Genomic DNA, 16,451 nt, shown 5'->3' with positions numbered 1-16,451 from the left:
GGTGACATACTATCGGGTGAGCAGTACACCTGTAGAACAAGGAGACACAGATGAAGAGTAAGGGCTCCAGCCTGACGCCTGCGCAAGCGCTGGAAAAACTTGATGCACTCTACGAGCAGTCAGTTCAGGCGCTACGCAGTGCCATTGGCAAGTACATTGAAACGGGGGAACTTCCCGATCTCATCGCCCGGAGTAAAGGTCTTTTTGTTTACCCATCGCTTTCTGTTACCTGGGATGGCAATGCCACCAATCCCCCCAAAACCCGTGCATATGGACGCTTTACCCATGCGGGTTGCTACACCACCACCATCACACGTCCGGGGCTATTCCGTCCCTATCTGGAAGAGCAACTCACGCTGCTGTATCAGGATTACGATGCACAGATCACCGTAGAGCCTTCACAGCATGAAATCCCCTATCCCTACGTGATTGACGGTTCCGAGCTGACACTCGATCGTTCCATGAGCGCCGGGTTAACCCGCCATTTCCCAACCACTGAGCTGGCGCAAATTGGCGATGAAACCGCAGATGGCATCTATCATCCGGTCGAATATTCTCCCCTGTCGCACTTCGATGCACGTCGGGTCGATTTCTCGCTCGCACGGTTGCGCCACTATACCGGGACGCCAGTGGAACATTTTCAGCCGTTCGTGTTATTCACCAACTATACCCGCTATGTGGATGAGTTTGTGCGCTGGGGATGCAGCCAGATTCTGGATCCAGACAGCCCGTATATTGCGCTCTCCTGCGCCGGCGGGATCTGGATCACCGCAGAAACAGAAGCACCCGAAGAAGCGATTTCCGATCTGGCATGGAAGAAGCATCAAATGCCAGCATGGCATCTGATCACTGCCGATGGGCAGGGGATCACGCTGGTGAATATTGGCGTGGGCCCATCCAACGCCAAAACGATCTGTGACCACCTGGCGGTACTGCGTCCGGATGTCTGGTTGATGATTGGTCACTGCGGTGGACTGCGTGAAAGCCAGGCGATTGGCGACTACGTGCTTGCCCATGCCTATCTGCGTGACGATCAAGTGCTCGATGCGGTACTGCCGCCGGATATCCCGATTCCGAGCATCGCAGAGGTACAGCGCGCCCTGTATGACGCAACAAAAATGGTCAGCGGCATGCCCGGTGAAGAGGTCAAACAGCGTCTGCGTACCGGAACCGTGGTGACCACCTCCGATCGCAACTGGGAACTGCGCTACTCCGCCTCGGCGCTACGCTTTAACCTGAGCCGAGCAGTAGCGATTGATATGGAAAGTGCCACCATTGCTGCGCAGGGTTACCGTTTCCGTGTGCCATATGGCACCTTGCTGTGCGTCTCTGATAAGCCACTGCATGGCGAGATCAAACTTCCCGGACAGGCAAACCGTTTCTATGAGGGGGCAATTTCCGAACATCTGCAGATAGGTATTCGCGCTATTGATCTGCTGCGTGCTGAAGGCGACCGTCTGCACTCCCGCAAACTGCGAACCTTCAACGAGCCGCCGTTCCGCTAAGGAGATCTGAAGACGGAAAAGCAAAAAGCCCGCTAAAAAGCGGGCTTTTTTAAATCTGGCTCCTCTGACTGGACTCGAACCAGTGACATACGGATTAACAGTCCGCCGTTCTACCGACTGAACTACAGAGGAATCGTGTGAACGAGGCGCATATTAACGACGACGATGGGGGTTGTCAAAGGGGGAAATACGATTGCGCGTCTGTTTGCTGACAAAACCAGCAAAGCGGCGAACTTTCGATCTCCAGCGGGTTTTGCCCCATTCTGGTGCGAGTCTACCCCGGATGGGGCAGATCGGAAAACGCTGACTGGAATCGATATTACCGATAACAATCATAAATGCTTATTTTACGGGGTGTTAACACAAACTTTTCTTCTTATCCGAAACTGGCAAGCATCTTGCAGTTCTCTCCTGACATCACTGCCAGCATGGGTTCTGGCATTCCGGACAGGAGGCAAAATGAACTTCAGACGATTGAAATATTTCGTGAAAATTGTCGATATTGGTAGCCTGACGCAGGCCGCTGAAGTATTGCACATCGCACAACCCGCGCTGAGTCAGCAGGTTGCCACACTGGAAGGTGAGCTCAATCAGCAACTGTTAATTCGCACCAAACGGGGTGTGACGCCCACCGACGCGGGAAAAATTCTCTACACGCATGCGCGGACGATCCTTCGTCAGTGTGAACAGGCACAGTTAGCCGTCTATAATGTCGGACAGACCTTAACGGGGCAAGTGTCGATTGGCCTTGCGCCGGGGACAGCCGCGTCGTCGGTCACCATGCCGCTCTTGCAGGCGGTGCGCGCAGAATTGCCCGAGGTGCTGGTGTATCTGCATGAAAACAGCGGCGCCGTACTGAACGATAAACTGCTGAATGGTCAACTGGATATGGCGGTGCTTTATGAGCGTTCCCCGCTGGCAGGTATCACCAGTCAACCCCTGCTAAAAGAAGACCTCTTCCTTGTGGGCACTCGTGACTGCCCTGGACAGAGCGTGGATCTTACCGCTGTCGCACAGATGAATCTTTTTCTCCCTCGCGACTACAGCGCGGTCCGTTTGCGGGTCGATGAAGCCTTCTCGTTGCGTCGTTTAACGGCGAAAGTCATCGGCGAAATTGAGTCGATAGCCACGCTGACCGCGGCGATTGCCAGCGGCATGGGCGTGACGGTGTTGCCTGAATCTGCCGCGCGTTCCCTGTGTGGTGCAGCAAATGGCTGGATGGCGCGAATCACCTCGCCGTCGATGAGTCTGTCGCTATCGCTGAATATGTCGGCAAGAGGAAGTTTGTCGCCGCAGGCACAGGCGGTGAAAGAGATCCTGATGTCGCTGGTCAGCAATCCGGCATTGGATAGCCGCGAATTGCAGTTGGTCAGTTAAGTGTTATTCCATGATGGAATAAGATGCAGGTTTTTATTATTTGTTATGCCGGGCATCAGACTCTAACAATAGCAACATGTCTGATGTATCCGGAGTAACAAGTGAATTTCCAGCAGCTTAAAATTATCCGTGAGGCAGCCCGTCAGGATTACAACCTGACGGAAGTCGCTAATATGCTTTTTACCTCGCAGTCAGGGGTAAGCCGGCATATTCGTGAGTTAGAAGATGAGCTTGGGATCGAGATTTTTATCCGTCGGGGCAAGCGTCTGCTTGGAATGACCGAACCCGGTAAAGCGCTACTGGTCATTGCCGAGCGCATCCTGAATGAAGCCAGTAACGTACGCCGACTGGCGGATTTGTTCACCAATGACACCTCTGGCGTGTTAACCATCGCCACGACGCACACGCAGGCACGGTACAGCCTGCCGGGTGTGATTAAAGCTTTTCGCGAATTGTTCCCGGAAGTTCGTCTGGAATTGATCCAGGGGACGCCGCAGGAAATAGAGACGTTACTGCAAAATGGCGGGGCGGATATTGGTATCGCCAGTGAACGTCTGAGCAACGATCCTCTGTTGGTCGCATTCCCCTGGTTCCGCTGGCATCATAGCTTGTTAGTGCCGCGCAATCATCCGTTGCTCCAGGTTTCGCCGGTTACGCTGGAGTCGATCGCCCACTGGCCACTGATCACCTACCGACAAGGGATCACCGGGCGTTCCCGCATTGATGAAGCCTTTGCTCGCAAAGGGTTGCTGCCTGATATTGTCCTCAGCGCCCAGGATTCTGATGTGATTAAAACCTATGTCGCCTTGGGACTGGGGATTGGTCTGGTGGCGGAGCAGTCCAGTGGTGAACAGGAAGAGGGGACGCTGACGCGTCTGGATACCCGGCATCTGTTTGACGCCAACACCGTCTGGCTGGGATTGAAGCGTGGACAACTCCAGCGCAACTATGTCTGGCGGTTTATTGAACTGTGCAATGCGGGATTGTCCGTGGAGGATATTAAGCGACAGGTGATGGAGCCTGATGACGTCGCGATTGATTACCAGATATAAAGCAAAAAGCCCGCTAAAAAGCGGGCTTTTTTAAATCTGGCTCCTCTGACTGGGATCGCCTTTGCCATTAACTGGCTGATTGGTAAGCTAAACCTAAAATTTTGGGTTGTCAAGACCACCAAAATGACCACCAATTTAGTTGAAGTGGAAACGGCTAGGTGTTGGCGTTATAGGTCCAACTAATCCATCTACCTCTTAGCAAAACTCGCCAACTCATTTGCTCTGAAGGGCCCCAACCGTTTTTGGCTGCGAACTGCTCGAATGCCTTGTCCGTTGATCTCAATCCTTGTCTCTTTAGGTTGGAAAAAGTAAGCGTTGTTATGTCCTTTTCACATGAATGGTTAATCCCTACGTATTGATGCGACGACCTAATTATTTCAATTTGTCGCTAGCCATCTTCATCTGAATCCTTGCCGCTTTTCATCAACCGCAGTATCCTACTAACGCACCTGCAAAATCAGGTGCCGGGCTTGACCTCCTGAAACTACCTCACTGACGACACAGGCGCGTTTGCGCTTTTTTTTGTGTCGTGCGCTTGGCTACACCTCAATGGTGGGCCGGGCGGGGGCGTCGCAAGACGCGCCGGTGTCAGTGAGGCCGGTAAGGTCAACCTCGTCCGGTTCCACCACCAGTGGGATTGACCTCTCCAGTGGTGGGCGTCAATTTCTACTCACTGGAGGCAGCCTTATGGCTACAATCCTCGCTCAAGCACACCCGTTACTTACCGTTCCCTTCAGCGCGAACACAGATTTCACCGTATTGGCCGATTACTGCGAAAGCTTCGCCGAAACCCTAATTGAAAGCGATGATTCGGCATTGCGACTGGCACTCTGCGGGCGGCTTCGTGCCAGCCTTTCCTTGCTGCAGTTAACGCTGAACGATAGTATCCCACCACACTTGGCCGAGAGCCTGACTGTTGATACTTGTTCTTCTGCACCTTTGCTCTTTGATCCTGAGCCTGATTTGTTGTGCGAATACTGCCTCGCATTACTCCAACTTCTGATGGAACGCACTATGGATCCAAAATCGGAGCAAACCCTGGTCGGTTTGTTATGCGAGTTGGTCTGGTCCTTTACCGAGGGGCTCAAATCACCGCGATGGATGCGCACTGACGATGGCGTAAAATTTATCAGTGAGGTGCCTGCATGATGCAACATGACTGGCATCCGGCAGATATTATTGCCGGGTTGAAAAAACGTGGTACATCTTTAGCGGCGCTTTCACGTCAGTCGGGATTAGCGTCCTCCACGCTGGCGAATGCACTTACACGTCATTGGCCTAAAGGTGAAAAATTAATTGCAGATAGGTTAGGTGTTTTACCTGAGAAAATCTGGCCATCTCGGTATCAAAAGCAGGTACATAGATAAGGAAATGTATCTCCCGAACATCAGCTAATCATCACGAGTTGATGTTCAGGAGAAGAAACAATTCACTGAATAAAATTATGCTCAGAAAATTTATAGCGAGAAAGAATCACAAGACGCAACATAATAGAGTAATTAAAAGGCAGAAAAACATACCGCTTTGTGTTTCCTCTGGTCGTTAACCACATTGCGAATTTGTTTCTTCTTCAATAAATTTAACGACAGAATCAAGATCGCATGAAGCGATTACTTGTGTAGCTATCTTTTTTGCTTCCGGGATGCCGTTCTCTGGAACATAACATCTGTCTGCGCTTGCCAGCATAGGCAAATCGTTATAGTTATCGCCAAAGGCCACAACTTCATCGACACCTAAATACTTTTTAAGGCTATGAATTGCCGAGTGTTTAGAGGTGGAATCGGTAAGGATGTTCATAAAATAGATGTTATTTTGCTCGTGATAGACATCACGATTTAACAAGCAATGAACATTCTGAATTGTATTAACCGCTTTTTGCAACAGCGTCAGATTGTCATACTCATCATAGACGACAAAATATAATGGGAGATATTCTTGCGGGAGGGCTGAAAAACTATCTATTTTAAAAATATTATCTTTTAAAAATGGTGCTTTGCTCTTGATAAAACGCTGACTTAAGGCGTTGCTTTCTGAGGTATAAAAAAGGGCGTACTGATTACCTTTGATGCAATACAGAAAACCATCTTTATCGAGCTTATTCAGTTTTTCCTCTACCTGTCTGATAAGTTGATTGGGAAGAACAGAGGCCTGAATAATTCTTTCATTCTGCATATCGAACGTTAGCAACCCATCGCTTAAAATTGCGGGGCAGGAAAATTTAACATCTCCCATTAGCATTTTTACGGAGCTTAATGTTCTGCCTGTCGCGCAGGTGAATAAGACTCCGTTTTTGGCAAAATTGCCGATAGCATCTCTGGTATAGTCTGAGAGTTTACCTTCAGTATTAAGTAGTGTTCCGTCAAGATCGCTGACATAGAGGGTTTTTTTCATCTTATTCATCGGCATATACCGTCATGGAAAACTGATAAAACTTTGGATTCATGGTTGCAACGAAGTACTCAGCTGCCTGGTTGTTATCCATGAATGCTACTCGCGAGACTGAGATGATGGCTGTGCCGACAGACAAACCAAGATGCTGGGACTCCTCGATAGTTGAGTTCCTCACCAGCAACTGCTGCTCGCCTTTGTAAATTGGATGAGGAAGTGATTTATCGAACAAGGCCATCAACGATTGAGACAAGTCATAAGTTTCAAGTTCAGGCAATAAATCTACCGGGATCCAGGAGATCTGATGAGCGATGGGTTGCTCAGCAGCGTAATGCAATCGCTCAATGCAGAAGCACTCCGCGCTAGGGGATAATTTTAGCTCAGCGTTAACACGTTCATTGACAACTCGACTGAAATTGATGGTTTTAGTTGAGGGTTTCATGCCTGCAGCCAGAAGATCGTCGGTAAAGAAGCCTCGCAGACGATTTAAACGCTGAACTGGCGGTAATTTTCGCAATCGCAGACGACCACGTGATTTTGGCCGTACAACAATATTTTCGCTAATCATCTCATCCAGGGCACGTCTGACAGTGATACGGCTGACGCCAAATTTCTCAGTGATCTCTTTTTCCGTTGGAAGGTCATCGTCAACGGTGAAGGCTTGTTGGAACCAACTCTCCAACAGATCGCGCAGTTGATGGAAGAGCGGAACCGGGCTTGCAACATCCAGCAGAGAGTAATTACCTTCAAATTCATTTGGTAACGACAAAGTAAGTCCTCAACATTATTCTCCAATACACTAATGTTATATGTATAGCACATTCAACCGGAGAAAAAATGAAATTAGCGTAAGAAGTACTTGGATCACATTTTTTTTCTCTTTGTTTGACTCAATGTCATAACATCAATACATTTGATTTGAGTTATCGCATTCTTATTGATACGAGAGGAAAAAAATGGACTGGTTAGACACGGCTATCAACGCTTGTGCACGTAAGGCACTGCGTAATGCAGAAAAATTTACTGACTTTCCGCATGTGACAGAGCAGGAGAAATATGGTTTTACGCCGGATGGAGTATGGACTGGTGGTTTCTGGACGGGCGTGCTGTGGTTGAGTTGGCAACACACACAGGATCCGAAATTGTTAGAACGGGCAACGCATTTCACCCAACGTTTATTGCCGCGTGCGCAGGACACCTGTAACCATGACTTAGGCTTTATGTTCTATCCCAGTGCTATCACAGGCTGGCGGTTGACGGGGAATGATGAGTGGAAGCAGGCGGCTATTCAGGCTGCGCACAGTCTTGCGGGTCAGTTTAACCCCCAGGGCGGATTTATTCCTGGTTGGGGATTCTTCGGTGGTCAGGAGTGGTCTAATAGCGTCCTCATTGACACTCTGATGAACTTGCCACTATTGGTCTGGGCGGTTAAGCAGGGAGCTGATCCTGAATTGCTTAACGTGGTACGCATTCATACGCAAAAGGCGCTTTCCCACCATCAGCGAGCAAACGGCTCCGTATATCATGTTTTCCATTTTGATGAGAACGGAAACGGGGTGCGCGGCGATACTTATCAAGGGTTGCGCGCAGATACAAGTTGGGCTAGAGGGCAGGGGTGGGCAGTCGCTGGTCTCGCCATGCTCGCGGCTGAACTGGATGATGCTACTTATCTGGCAGCGTCGGAGAAAGTGGCGCATTTCATTATCGAAAACATGCCTTCCGACCATATTCCACAGTGGGATTATGATGCCGATGCTAATTCCCCCAAGGATGCGTCAGCAGGTGCGATTAGTGCGTATGGGTTGCTCAGACTGTATAAGCTGACAGGTAAAGAGCTGTATAAGTCGGCTGCGACCCTGATGCTGAAGGCGCTTAGTGAGCATTGTTTACTGGAAGAACATGAAGGATTGCTGGCGCATTCGACTGCCGATCTACCGCATGGTCTGGGTATTGATCAGGCTACTGGATACGGGGATTATTACTTCATCAAAGCGTTGATGGAATTGAAGAGTCTGTAATATTTAAGTCGCCAATATTTAACGGGAAGGTCTGTGAATCAGGCCTTTTTTTTCGTCTGAATCGTCCTGAAAAACATATAGAATATTTTACTCCCCCTCTTTTTTCTTAACATGTCCAATCTACCACTTTCTCCTCGACTGACTAATTAGATACCTGGAAACCGATTCACCGAATCATAAGTCAAAGCCTGGAATTTTAAAGCGGTCGGAGATGATGGATGCTAAGTATCGGCGATACGATGATAAAAACGCAGCGGGTAGGTTAGCATTAGGTCGTCAGGAGCAGTAGAAATCTAAAACGCCCGATGAAATTCATCAGGCGTTTTAAGGTTGAAAAGTGTCAACTCATATCAGAGCTTGTGAGTCTTTTCTTATACAGAAAATTGCTTCGCAGAAGCAGTTTTTTGCGTTGTAGGCATACGAATAGACTTACCTAAGATTGCACAACCAAGCAGACACACTGCCATCAGAATGTAAGAAGTGGTTGTTGAATCAGTTAATGCATTCAGGTATCCCACAAGATAAGCGCCGAGGAATGCTCCGAGTGAACCGCAGCAGTTAATCAAACCTGTCGCGCCACCAACCATTGAGCTTGGCAGGACATCGGCAATCGAGGCGAAGAACGAGCCAAACGGAATATACATACAAATGCCAGCAATAGTCAGCAGCGAATAAGAGAGCCAAAAATGTTCGGTGCCAGTCGCGGACAAAATAGCAAAACAAGCTGCGGCAACAGCAATCGGCCAGACGATAAACGGCACGCGCTGCTGATATTTATCGCTTAACCAAGCGGCAAGCAGCATAAAGACTACGGCCAGACCGTAAGGCAGCGAAGCCAGCCAACCGGTATGAGACATTGACGTCGATGAGGCACGGATAATCGACGGCAACCACATCAGGAAGCCGTAATAGCCGATACTTTGCAGGAATAACCAGCCAGCCAGCTTGATGACGTTTGCTGAACGGAAAACCATCCCGTAACCGGTCATCGCTGGTTTTTGCTGTTGCTCAGCCTGTAACGTTTGTTCAATAGCCTGTTTCTCATCCTTATTTAACCATGAAACATCCGCCGGGCGATCGCGAATCAACAGGTACCAGGCTACCGCCCAGGCGATAGCGGGCGCGCCCTGTACGATAAACATATGTCGCCAGCCCCAGTTATCAATCAGGTAGCCTGAAAGAATAGACATCCACAGAATAGTTATCGGGTTGCCAAGCAGGAAGATAGTATTCGCTTTCGATCGCTCTTTTTTGCTAAACCAGCGGGCGGTCAGTACCAGCAAAGAGGGCATGACAACCGCTTCCACTACGCCAAGTGCAAAACGAATGGCAATCAGCGCCGGAATACTATGCACCATCCCGGTTGCCGTCGCGCAAATCCCCCAGACGACCAGGCTAAAAGCTAATAGTTTTCGCACGCTGGTTCGTTCGGCCAGAATACCGCCTGGAACCTGAAATAAAAAATAACCTAAGAAAAATAAAGCGCCAATTAAAGATGACAGACCCTTACTAATACCCAGGTCGTCATTAATCCCCGCCGCAGCGGCGAAACTATAATTTGCTTTATCAAGGAAGGCTAAACTGTATGTAATAAATACCACTGGCATAATAAACCACCAGCGGCGAGGGGATAGCACGGAGCTTTCCATATCAGTACCTCTGAAATAGATGGGTAGATTTTAGTTTTTTAGCCTTCACCCGGCAATGGGTGAAGGTTTGAAGCAATCAGGATTTATTAAAGAAAGCGTTCTGTGCCTCTTTTTGCGCTGCAGCTCCCCAGAGGCGGCTAACGCCGCTGGCTTCGATCTGCTGGCCTTGTTCAAGGTCGCTGCTATCCGCCGCCTGAACAACTTCCTTCAGGGTACGCAGTGCGGGTGAATAGTGCTGACACACCGCAGCGACATATTGATTTACGCCATCATCCAGATGTTCGTGAGAAAATAGCTGGTTGATGAGGCCTATCTGTAAGGCCCGCTCGGCAGTGACTGGCAGCCCGCTAAACATAATTTCTCTCGCCAGAGATTGACCTACGAGACGCGGGAGGCGCTGTGTGCCACCCCAGCCAGGATGGTTGCCAAGATTAATTTCCGGGTTACCGAAGCTGGCACGCGTTGAGGCGAAGCGCATATCGCAGGCTAATGCCAGTTCAAGCCCGCCGCCGAGGGCAAAGCCATCAACTACTGCGATGGTTGGCATCGGGAAAAATTCGATTTCATCGAAGATCTGTTGTCCCCAGCGCATATGGTCGTAGGCTTGTGCAGGGGTAAATCCGATCTGTTCTTTAATATCTGCCCCCGCGCTAAATGCCTTGTCACCTGCACCGCGAATAAGCAATATTTTAAGCTCGGGTTCATCGCGCAGAGTACGTAACGCATCGCGCAATTCCTGAAGTAAGGCTTTACTTAACGCGTTGCGTTTTTCCGGGCGATTGAGGGTCAGTGTGAAACAGTGACCAGCACGGTCTATGTTTAATACGCTCATTTCAGGCCTCCACAGCCGATTTTTCGCGAGTTAGCGATTCAAATAAATGTGGAGACATTTTGCGCAGCTCTGCTGAGATAAGTGGACGGAAATCCATCTGCGTCAGGATGTCTTTTTCCAGGTCAACACCTGGTGCGATTTCAGTGAGCACAATACCTTTATCGCTTAGCTCAAAAACGCAACGCTCTGTGACATAGCTCACCGGTTGGTTACGTTTACGTGCGTAAACCGCGCTAAAGGAGATTTGCTCAAGGGTATCCACGAACTTGCGTGCGTGACCTTCCGTTTCGATAGTGACGCCATGGGTTCCGAACTGCTGCTGCTGTTTACCGGCTTTGAAGGTACCGACGAATACCACTCGTTTTGCACCTTGGGAAATATTTACAAACCCGCCAATTCCGGCGACGCGACCACCAAACTTACTGACGTTTACGTTGCCGTTCTGATCTACTTCTGCAAATGAGAGGATCGCGATATCCAGACCGCCGCCGTCGTACCAGTCGAACTGATAACCTGCATCCAGCATCGCCTGTTGGTTGCGAACCATGCCGAAGTCGGATCCAGTTGCCGGTATGCCACCAATGTGACCCTGTTCCAGGGTAAAGGTGACAGAGTCACCAAGTCCTTGTTCCGCAAGAACCGACGCGACGCCATCCGGCATTCCATAGCCAAGGTTAACGACGTCGCCAGGACGAAGTTCCTGAGCCGCTCTGCGAGCAATGACTTTTCTGGCATTCATCGGCAACACCGGCAGGCTACCGCCGGGGATTTTCAACGTGCCTGTCAGACTTGGGTCGGCTTCAGTGGCGAAAGAGAGACGTTGCGCATCGTGGACGACAACCGCGTCGATCAGCACACCTGGCACTTTGACTGTCCGTGGGTCCAGACTTCCGCGTCCGGCCAGGTATTTCACCTGAGCAATAACTATGCCGCCGGAGTTTTTCGCCGCTTGTGCGGCAGAAAGCGTTTCCGCATACAGTCCCTCATCTTCCATGGTTAGATTGCCATCTTCGTCGGCAACGCTGCCACGGATAATGGCGACATCAATAGGGAAGGCTTTAAAAAACAGGAAATCCTCGTCTTCGAGTGACATCAGGCGAACATGTTCACCGGTGGCTCGCTGGTTGATCTTACCGCCATCAATTCGCGGATCGACAAATGTACCGAGACCGACGCGACTAATCAGCCCTGGCCCATTGCCAGCGATAACACGCAGCAGGTGCGACATGACGCCTTGTGGAAGGCACCAGGCTTCGATCTCATTGTTGACGGCAAGATCCTGCATCTGACGACACCAGCTCCAGTGACCACCGATGACTTTGCGCACCATCTGCGGATTGGCAAGATAATCGATACCACCACCATGACCGTCACCCATACCGCTTGGGTGAACGACGGTAAGCTCGCGCGGAGTGTTATTCGTGGCAAAGTGCTGTTTCAGTGCTGCAAGAATATGTCCCGGCTCATTGACTCCACCTCCGGAACCATCCACCAGAATGGTGGCTCCACAAGGGATCTTCGATACAGCCTCATCGGATGTGCAAATCTTGATTTTTGACATAGTAGTCTCCTTAGGTGTATTAATGTTATACACATATGACATAGATACATGAAGAACGTTTTTATGCCAGTTGATGCATCTGTGAAGTACCTCACAATCGTCGGCCAGGGCAAAACAGATAAGAAAACACACTAAAGAGGTAAGCGTATGAAGCCTGTCACTCTCATCGCGTCGGATATGGATGGAACCTTACTGACCAGTCAACACGTTATTTCCCATAGAACCCTGAAAAGTATTCAGGCCGCAGTAGAGCGAGGGATTCGTTTTGTCATAGCATCTGGAAGACCCTGGCCGGGAATTGCTCCTTACGTAAAGGAATTAGGCCTGGATCGACCGGGTAACTTTTGCATCAGCAATAATGGCGCACTGATTCATGAGGCTGACAGTGGGAGCATTGTCAATTCACATACGCTTTCCATTGAGGACTATTGCCAGATTGCCACATTGGCTCAACAGCTTGGCGCGCACTGCCATGCGGTAACGGCAGAGAAGATCTACACGCCGAATCGAGATATCAGCCCTTATACGGTTCGCGAAGCCTTTTTGACAAATATGCCGTTGGAATATTGCCCGGTCAGTGAGATGAACAGATTTCTGCGTTTTTCAAAGATAATGCTGATAGACGAGCCCGAACTTTTGTCAGAGGCATTGCAACGAATACCTCAACAGCTGTACACGCGCTTTACCATGGTAAAAAGCTCACCATTCTTCTTTGAAGTTCTGAACACAAAGGCAAGTAAAGGGAACGCGGTTGAGTGGGTGGCTAATTATTGCCAGATAAAAATGGAACAGGTGATGTGCCTGGGCGATCATGAGAATGATGTCTCCATGCTTGAGCGTGCAGGGTTTGGAGTGGCGATGGGGAATGCTGTTCCGGCAGCTGCTCAAGCAGCCAACATCGTTACATTTGATAACGACAGTGATGGTGTCGCGTTAGCTATTGAGCGTTATGCGCTGACCACACACCTGAAGGTCGTATAGCAGACTTCCCTGTGATAACGCAGCCTGGTACCATCGCGAGCACTGTATGCGGCGATTTAACGCGCCGCATTTATCTTGTACAGACTGCAGGATTTTTTCTGCAGACCGTCGTTACTTACGGTTCATTTTCCCTCTGCCGACATCAATTTTATCTCCTTGTCTCCACTTCTCGAAAGCCATTTTGTTCAGTGCGAATTTCTGCGACTTACATCACTGAATAGGATTCTTTAATCTGCTTAAAATGTACCATACAAATGGTACTTATGTGATGAATGATGCTTGTGATTAATCCAGAAGGTATAGCACATCTGCACAAGTGCTTCTTGTGATTAATTTTTACGATTGAGGAGAAAAGTAGATGAAGTACATTTTGATAGTCAGCCATGGCCATTATGCGCAGGGTATACACAGCGTTCTGGATATGATGGTTGGTTCAGAGCGCGAGGATATTATTAGCGTGAGCCTGAAAGATGGCATGGCCTCAGATCAATTCAAAAGTGAACTCGCTGAGAAAACTGCACATATAACGGCTGGTGATGATATTTTGCTATTTGGCGATATTATCGGCGGTTCACCGCTGGTTAATACTATCTGCCATCTTGATGAAAGAAATTTACTGAGCAACGCCACCATTTTTGGTGGTGCCAATATGCCCATGGTATTGGGGGCGGCTTTTCTGAAAGATGAAGTGACGACTCATGAATTGGTGCAGGAATTGTTGGCTAATTTAAAAGACACGGTGTCATTAATCGATGTCACTGCCGAAGATTTAACAAAATGCTGTAAAGCTGCTGAAACAATTTAACGAGGACTTCTCAATGGCTATCACATTTATAAGAATTGATGACCGGATGATACACGGTCAAACATGTATTGCATGGACGGTACAATACCCCTGTACGGGGATTGTTCTGGTCAATGATGCCGCTGCTAATACGCCGGTACTAAAGAATGCCCTCATCGGTGCCAGTAACCGAAAAACTTTTGTCTGGACATATGAGGAATGGAAAGCAAAAAAAGAAAAAGTCGTCGCGAGTAAGGATAATTACTTCTTGATTACTAAAGAGCCTATCCTTATGGCGCAAATGCTGGTTGACGATGGCTTTGATCCTGATGGAATGAAAAATATCGTTGTTGGCCCATGTAACGAGCGGCCCGGCACGACTAATGTCGGAAAAAATCAATCCCTGACCGCCGATGAAGCTGCCGCCATTGAAAAAATGCACAACGCTGGATTCAAAGTTGAGTTTGCATTAATCAAAGAGGAATCCATCGGTTTCTGGGATAAGTATCGTAGTAAGTTTGGTTATTAATAAATAAAATAGGACTTGCTAATCATGGACATTAATCTTACCCAAGCCTGTATCCTTGGTTTTCTGGCATGTCTTTCGAGCATGCCGGGGATGGCAGGGACAACCATTGGTAACTATACGCTGGGTCGACCACTGGTCGGTGGCTTATTATGTGGTTTAATTCTGGGCGACCTTAAAACCGGTATCATTGTCGGTGCTGCTATTCAGGTTGTCTATATCGCCTTGATCACACCCGGCGGGGCAGTCGCTGCTGACTCACGCGCCATTAGCTATATCGGCATTCCTCTTTCAATTATTGCCATACATAATTTAGGTATTGATCCTAGTTCACCTAACGCCATCCAGATGGCAGTGGCTTTTGGTGCGGCTGTGGGTACAGTTGGTACTGTGCTTTATTACGGTACAGTGATGATTAACCTTATATGGCAGCATATGGGGTTGCGGGCGGTCAATAATCATCAATTTCATCGGTTAAGTTTTATTGATATGGGTTTACCTTGGATAAGCCATATCATAACTAGTTTTATCCCGACAGTTTTTATGACCCTGATGGGATCAAGTATGGTGGATTTTATCAAGGTCAGTCTACCCATGGACGGTATTACGATGAAAACACTGTTTACCGTTGGCAGCCTTTTACCTGCAGTGGGGATCGGTCTGCTGCTAAAACAAATTGTTGAAAGCTACGTTGATATTCTTACGTTTCTGATGGGGTTTACTTTGGCAGCAATGATGGGCGTTAATCTGATTGGCGCGACGATTATTGGCGGATTCCTCGGCGTAATGAATTACAAAATACGTATGTCGCGAATGAATAGTGAACCGACAGCGGGTGCGGCTGCTATGGATGAAGAGGATATCTAATCATGAGCCTGACGGTTGAACAAACAAAGGGTGTCTCATATTCAATGACAGAAGTTGATGAGATATCTCAATCACAAAGAAAATTATCGGCTAAAACGCTAAATAAATCATTCTGGTTATGGTTTTACGGTCACCAGGTTTGCTACTCGCTGGAGTTGATGCAAACACTGGGCTATATGACGGCAATGAATCCTATTATAAATGAACTTTATGATAATGATGAGGATAAAAAGAACGCGCTTAACACTTACTCTACGTTCTTTAATACCGAACCGCAGTTAGGGACGGTAATCGTAGGGGTGACCGTGGGTCTGGAAGAAGCCAGAGCTAACGGCGAAAAAATTGATAACGATATGATTGCAGGTATTCGTGCCGGGCTGATGGGGCCTATCGCCGGGATCGGTGACTCGCTGATTATCGGGACGCTCATTCCTATTTTACTGGGGATCGGTCTGGGATTATCTACCGGTGGCTCGCCGCTGGGAGCAATATTCTATATCGTGATGTGGAACCTGATTGCAATTTTCGGTATGCGCTATTTGTATTATAAAGGTTACAAGCTGGGCTGGAAAGCTGTTGATTTTATCGTCGGTAATAAAGCCAGCGCCATTCGCGAATCGATAGCGATGCTAGGTACAATTGTTATTGGTGCGGTGGCGGCGCTATGGGTCAATATCCAGACCTCTTTTGTGATGCTAAATGATAGCGGCGGCACTATTGTTAATCTTCAGCACACGCTGGACTCGATTTTCCCCAAAATATTAACCGCGTTGACAGTTCTACTCTGCTGGTGGTTAATGACCAAGCGCAAAATGGGGCCGACAAAAGTTATGGGATTGCTGGTGTTGATTGCCTTCGCTGGCGTGCTACTGGGCATTTTTGACCCGAAAATATCTTATTAAATGACACAT

At 48.6% G+C, this 16,451-nt stretch carries 16 protein-coding genes and 1 tRNA gene; 11 read left to right on the top strand and 6 right to left on the bottom strand.

Annotated elements, in window-relative coordinates:
- Nucleotides 1–50: 50 nt before the first annotated feature.
- Nucleotides 51–1,505, top strand: coding sequence for an AMP nucleosidase (locus tag F384_RS10035; protein WP_046481337.1), 1,455 nt, complete (start codon nucleotides 51–53; stop codon nucleotides 1,503–1,505).
- 56 nt (nucleotides 1,506–1,561) lie between these two features.
- Here the strand turns inward: F384_RS10035 and F384_RS10030 are convergent.
- Nucleotides 1,562–1,637 (bottom strand) — tRNA-Asn (locus F384_RS10030).
- 327 nt (nucleotides 1,638–1,964) lie between these two features.
- Here F384_RS10030 and nac point away from each other — a divergent pair.
- The 4 genes from nac (at nucleotide 1,965) to F384_RS28720 (ending at nucleotide 5,301) form a co-directional block, all read left to right on the top strand.
- Nucleotides 1,965–2,882, top strand: a complete 918-nt coding sequence (nac, locus tag F384_RS10025; RefSeq protein ID WP_046498039.1) for a nitrogen assimilation transcriptional regulator NAC — start codon at nucleotides 1,965–1,967, stop codon at nucleotides 2,880–2,882.
- 101 nt (nucleotides 2,883–2,983) lie between these two features.
- A complete protein-coding gene (gene cbl, locus F384_RS10020; protein ID WP_046481336.1) occupies nucleotides 2,984–3,934 on the top strand; it encodes an HTH-type transcriptional regulator Cbl in 951 nt (316 codons plus the stop codon).
- A gap of 687 nt (nucleotides 3,935–4,621) precedes the next feature.
- Nucleotides 4,622–5,083 (top strand): hypothetical protein, encoded by a 462-nt coding sequence (locus F384_RS10015; protein ID WP_046481335.1) that lies wholly within the window; start codon nucleotides 4,622–4,624, stop codon nucleotides 5,081–5,083.
- A complete protein-coding gene (locus F384_RS28720) occupies nucleotides 5,080–5,301 on the top strand; it encodes a helix-turn-helix domain-containing protein (protein ID WP_052746916.1) in 222 nt (73 codons plus the stop codon). The genes F384_RS10015 and F384_RS28720 overlap by 4 nt, the downstream gene beginning before the upstream one ends.
- Nucleotides 5,302–5,476: 175 nt before the next feature.
- Here F384_RS28720 and F384_RS27925 read toward each other — a convergent pair whose 3' ends face one another.
- Both F384_RS27925 and F384_RS10005 read right to left on the bottom strand, forming a co-directional pair.
- Nucleotides 5,477–6,334, bottom strand: a complete 858-nt coding sequence (locus tag F384_RS27925; protein ID WP_049106042.1) for an HAD-IIB family hydrolase — start codon at nucleotides 6,332–6,334, stop codon at nucleotides 5,477–5,479.
- Complete coding sequence (locus tag F384_RS10005) at nucleotides 6,327–7,091, bottom strand: GntR family transcriptional regulator (protein ID WP_046481334.1); 765 nt, start codon at nucleotides 7,089–7,091, stop codon at nucleotides 6,327–6,329. The genes F384_RS27925 and F384_RS10005 overlap by 8 nt, the downstream gene beginning before the upstream one ends.
- 187 nt (nucleotides 7,092–7,278) lie before the next feature.
- Here F384_RS10005 and F384_RS10000 point away from each other — a divergent pair, with 187 nt between their 5' ends.
- Complete coding sequence (locus tag F384_RS10000) at nucleotides 7,279–8,340, top strand: glycoside hydrolase family 88 protein (protein WP_046481333.1); 1,062 nt, start codon at nucleotides 7,279–7,281, stop codon at nucleotides 8,338–8,340.
- A 371-nt stretch (nucleotides 8,341–8,711) separates the two neighbouring features.
- Here F384_RS10000 and F384_RS09995 read toward each other — a convergent pair whose 3' ends face one another.
- From F384_RS09995 to F384_RS09985, 3 genes are all read right to left on the bottom strand, one after another.
- On the bottom strand, nucleotides 8,712–9,989 hold the full coding sequence (locus F384_RS09995; protein ID WP_046481332.1) for an MFS transporter: 1,278 nt from the start codon (nucleotides 9,987–9,989) through the stop codon (nucleotides 8,712–8,714).
- 76 nt (nucleotides 9,990–10,065) lie between these two features.
- Nucleotides 10,066–10,821: an enoyl-CoA hydratase/isomerase family protein gene (locus F384_RS09990; RefSeq protein WP_046481331.1), complete on the bottom strand. Its 756-nt coding sequence runs from the start codon at nucleotides 10,819–10,821 to the stop codon at nucleotides 10,066–10,068.
- 1 nt (nucleotide 10,822) lies between these two features.
- Nucleotides 10,823–12,382 carry an acyl CoA:acetate/3-ketoacid CoA transferase gene (locus F384_RS09985; RefSeq protein WP_046481330.1) on the bottom strand — a complete coding sequence of 520 codons (1,560 nt, stop codon included), beginning with the start codon at nucleotides 12,380–12,382 and terminating at the stop codon, nucleotides 10,823–10,825.
- A 147-nt stretch (nucleotides 12,383–12,529) separates the two neighbouring features.
- Here F384_RS09985 and yidA point away from each other — a divergent pair, with 147 nt between their 5' ends.
- The 5 genes from yidA to F384_RS09960 all read left to right on the top strand — a co-directional run bounded on the left by yidA (nucleotide 12,530) and on the right by F384_RS09960 (nucleotide 16,442).
- The gene (yidA, locus tag F384_RS09980; RefSeq protein WP_046481329.1) at nucleotides 12,530–13,363 is read left to right on the top strand and encodes a sugar-phosphatase; all 834 of its coding nucleotides are present in this window, start codon (nucleotides 12,530–12,532) and stop codon (nucleotides 13,361–13,363) included.
- A 358-nt stretch (nucleotides 13,364–13,721) separates the two neighbouring features.
- Entirely contained in the window at nucleotides 13,722–14,168 is a 447-nt protein-coding gene (locus F384_RS09975; RefSeq protein WP_046481328.1) for a PTS sugar transporter subunit IIA, read from the top strand.
- Between the two features lie 13 nt (nucleotides 14,169–14,181).
- Entirely contained in the window at nucleotides 14,182–14,676 is a 495-nt protein-coding gene (locus F384_RS09970; protein ID WP_046481327.1) for a PTS system mannose/fructose/N-acetylgalactosamine-transporter subunit IIB, read from the top strand.
- A gap of 24 nt (nucleotides 14,677–14,700) precedes the next feature.
- Nucleotides 14,701–15,540 (top strand): PTS sugar transporter subunit IIC, encoded by an 840-nt coding sequence (locus tag F384_RS09965; protein WP_046481326.1) that lies wholly within the window; start codon nucleotides 14,701–14,703, stop codon nucleotides 15,538–15,540.
- Between the two features lie 2 nt (nucleotides 15,541–15,542).
- Complete coding sequence (locus tag F384_RS09960; protein WP_200056031.1) at nucleotides 15,543–16,442, top strand: PTS system mannose/fructose/sorbose family transporter subunit IID; 900 nt, start codon at nucleotides 15,543–15,545, stop codon at nucleotides 16,440–16,442.
- Nucleotides 16,443–16,451 lie beyond the last annotated feature (9 nt).

This window comes from Citrobacter amalonaticus Y19, assembly GCF_000981805.1.
GTDB classification, from domain to species: Bacteria; Pseudomonadota; Gammaproteobacteria; order Enterobacterales; family Enterobacteriaceae; genus Citrobacter_A; species Citrobacter_A amalonaticus_C.
The sequence above is the reverse complement of the archived record's forward strand: the minus strand, read 5'-3'. Positions and strand labels throughout refer to the sequence as shown.

Excerpts from the sequence above, each read along its gene's own strand:
- F384_RS10035 (WP_046481337.1), top strand. The coding sequence starts at position 51 with ATGAAGAGTAAGGGCTCCAGCCTGACGCCTGCGCAAGCGCTGGAAAAA.
- nac (WP_046498039.1), top strand. The coding sequence starts at position 1,965 with ATGAACTTCAGACGATTGAAATATTTCGTGAAAATTGTCGATATTGGT.
- F384_RS10015 (WP_046481335.1), top strand. The coding sequence starts at position 4,622 with ATGGCTACAATCCTCGCTCAAGCACACCCGTTACTTACCGTTCCCTTC.
- F384_RS28720 (WP_052746916.1), top strand. The coding sequence starts at position 5,080 with ATGATGCAACATGACTGGCATCCGGCAGATATTATTGCCGGGTTGAAA.
- F384_RS27925 (WP_049106042.1), bottom strand. The coding sequence starts at position 6,334 with ATGAATAAGATGAAAAAAACCCTCTATGTCAGCGATCTTGACGGAACA.
- F384_RS10000 (WP_046481333.1), top strand. The coding sequence starts at position 7,279 with ATGGACTGGTTAGACACGGCTATCAACGCTTGTGCACGTAAGGCACTG.
- F384_RS09995 (WP_046481332.1), bottom strand. The coding sequence starts at position 9,989 with ATGGAAAGCTCCGTGCTATCCCCTCGCCGCTGGTGGTTTATTATGCCA.
- F384_RS09990 (WP_046481331.1), bottom strand. The coding sequence starts at position 10,821 with ATGAGCGTATTAAACATAGACCGTGCTGGTCACTGTTTCACACTGACC.
- F384_RS09985 (WP_046481330.1), bottom strand. The coding sequence starts at position 12,382 with ATGTCAAAAATCAAGATTTGCACATCCGATGAGGCTGTATCGAAGATC.
- yidA (WP_046481329.1), top strand. The coding sequence starts at position 12,530 with ATGAAGCCTGTCACTCTCATCGCGTCGGATATGGATGGAACCTTACTG.
- F384_RS09975 (WP_046481328.1), top strand. The coding sequence starts at position 13,722 with ATGAAGTACATTTTGATAGTCAGCCATGGCCATTATGCGCAGGGTATA.
- F384_RS09970 (WP_046481327.1), top strand. The coding sequence starts at position 14,182 with ATGGCTATCACATTTATAAGAATTGATGACCGGATGATACACGGTCAA.
- F384_RS09965 (WP_046481326.1), top strand. The coding sequence starts at position 14,701 with ATGGACATTAATCTTACCCAAGCCTGTATCCTTGGTTTTCTGGCATGT.
- F384_RS09960 (WP_200056031.1), top strand. The coding sequence starts at position 15,543 with ATGAGCCTGACGGTTGAACAAACAAAGGGTGTCTCATATTCAATGACA.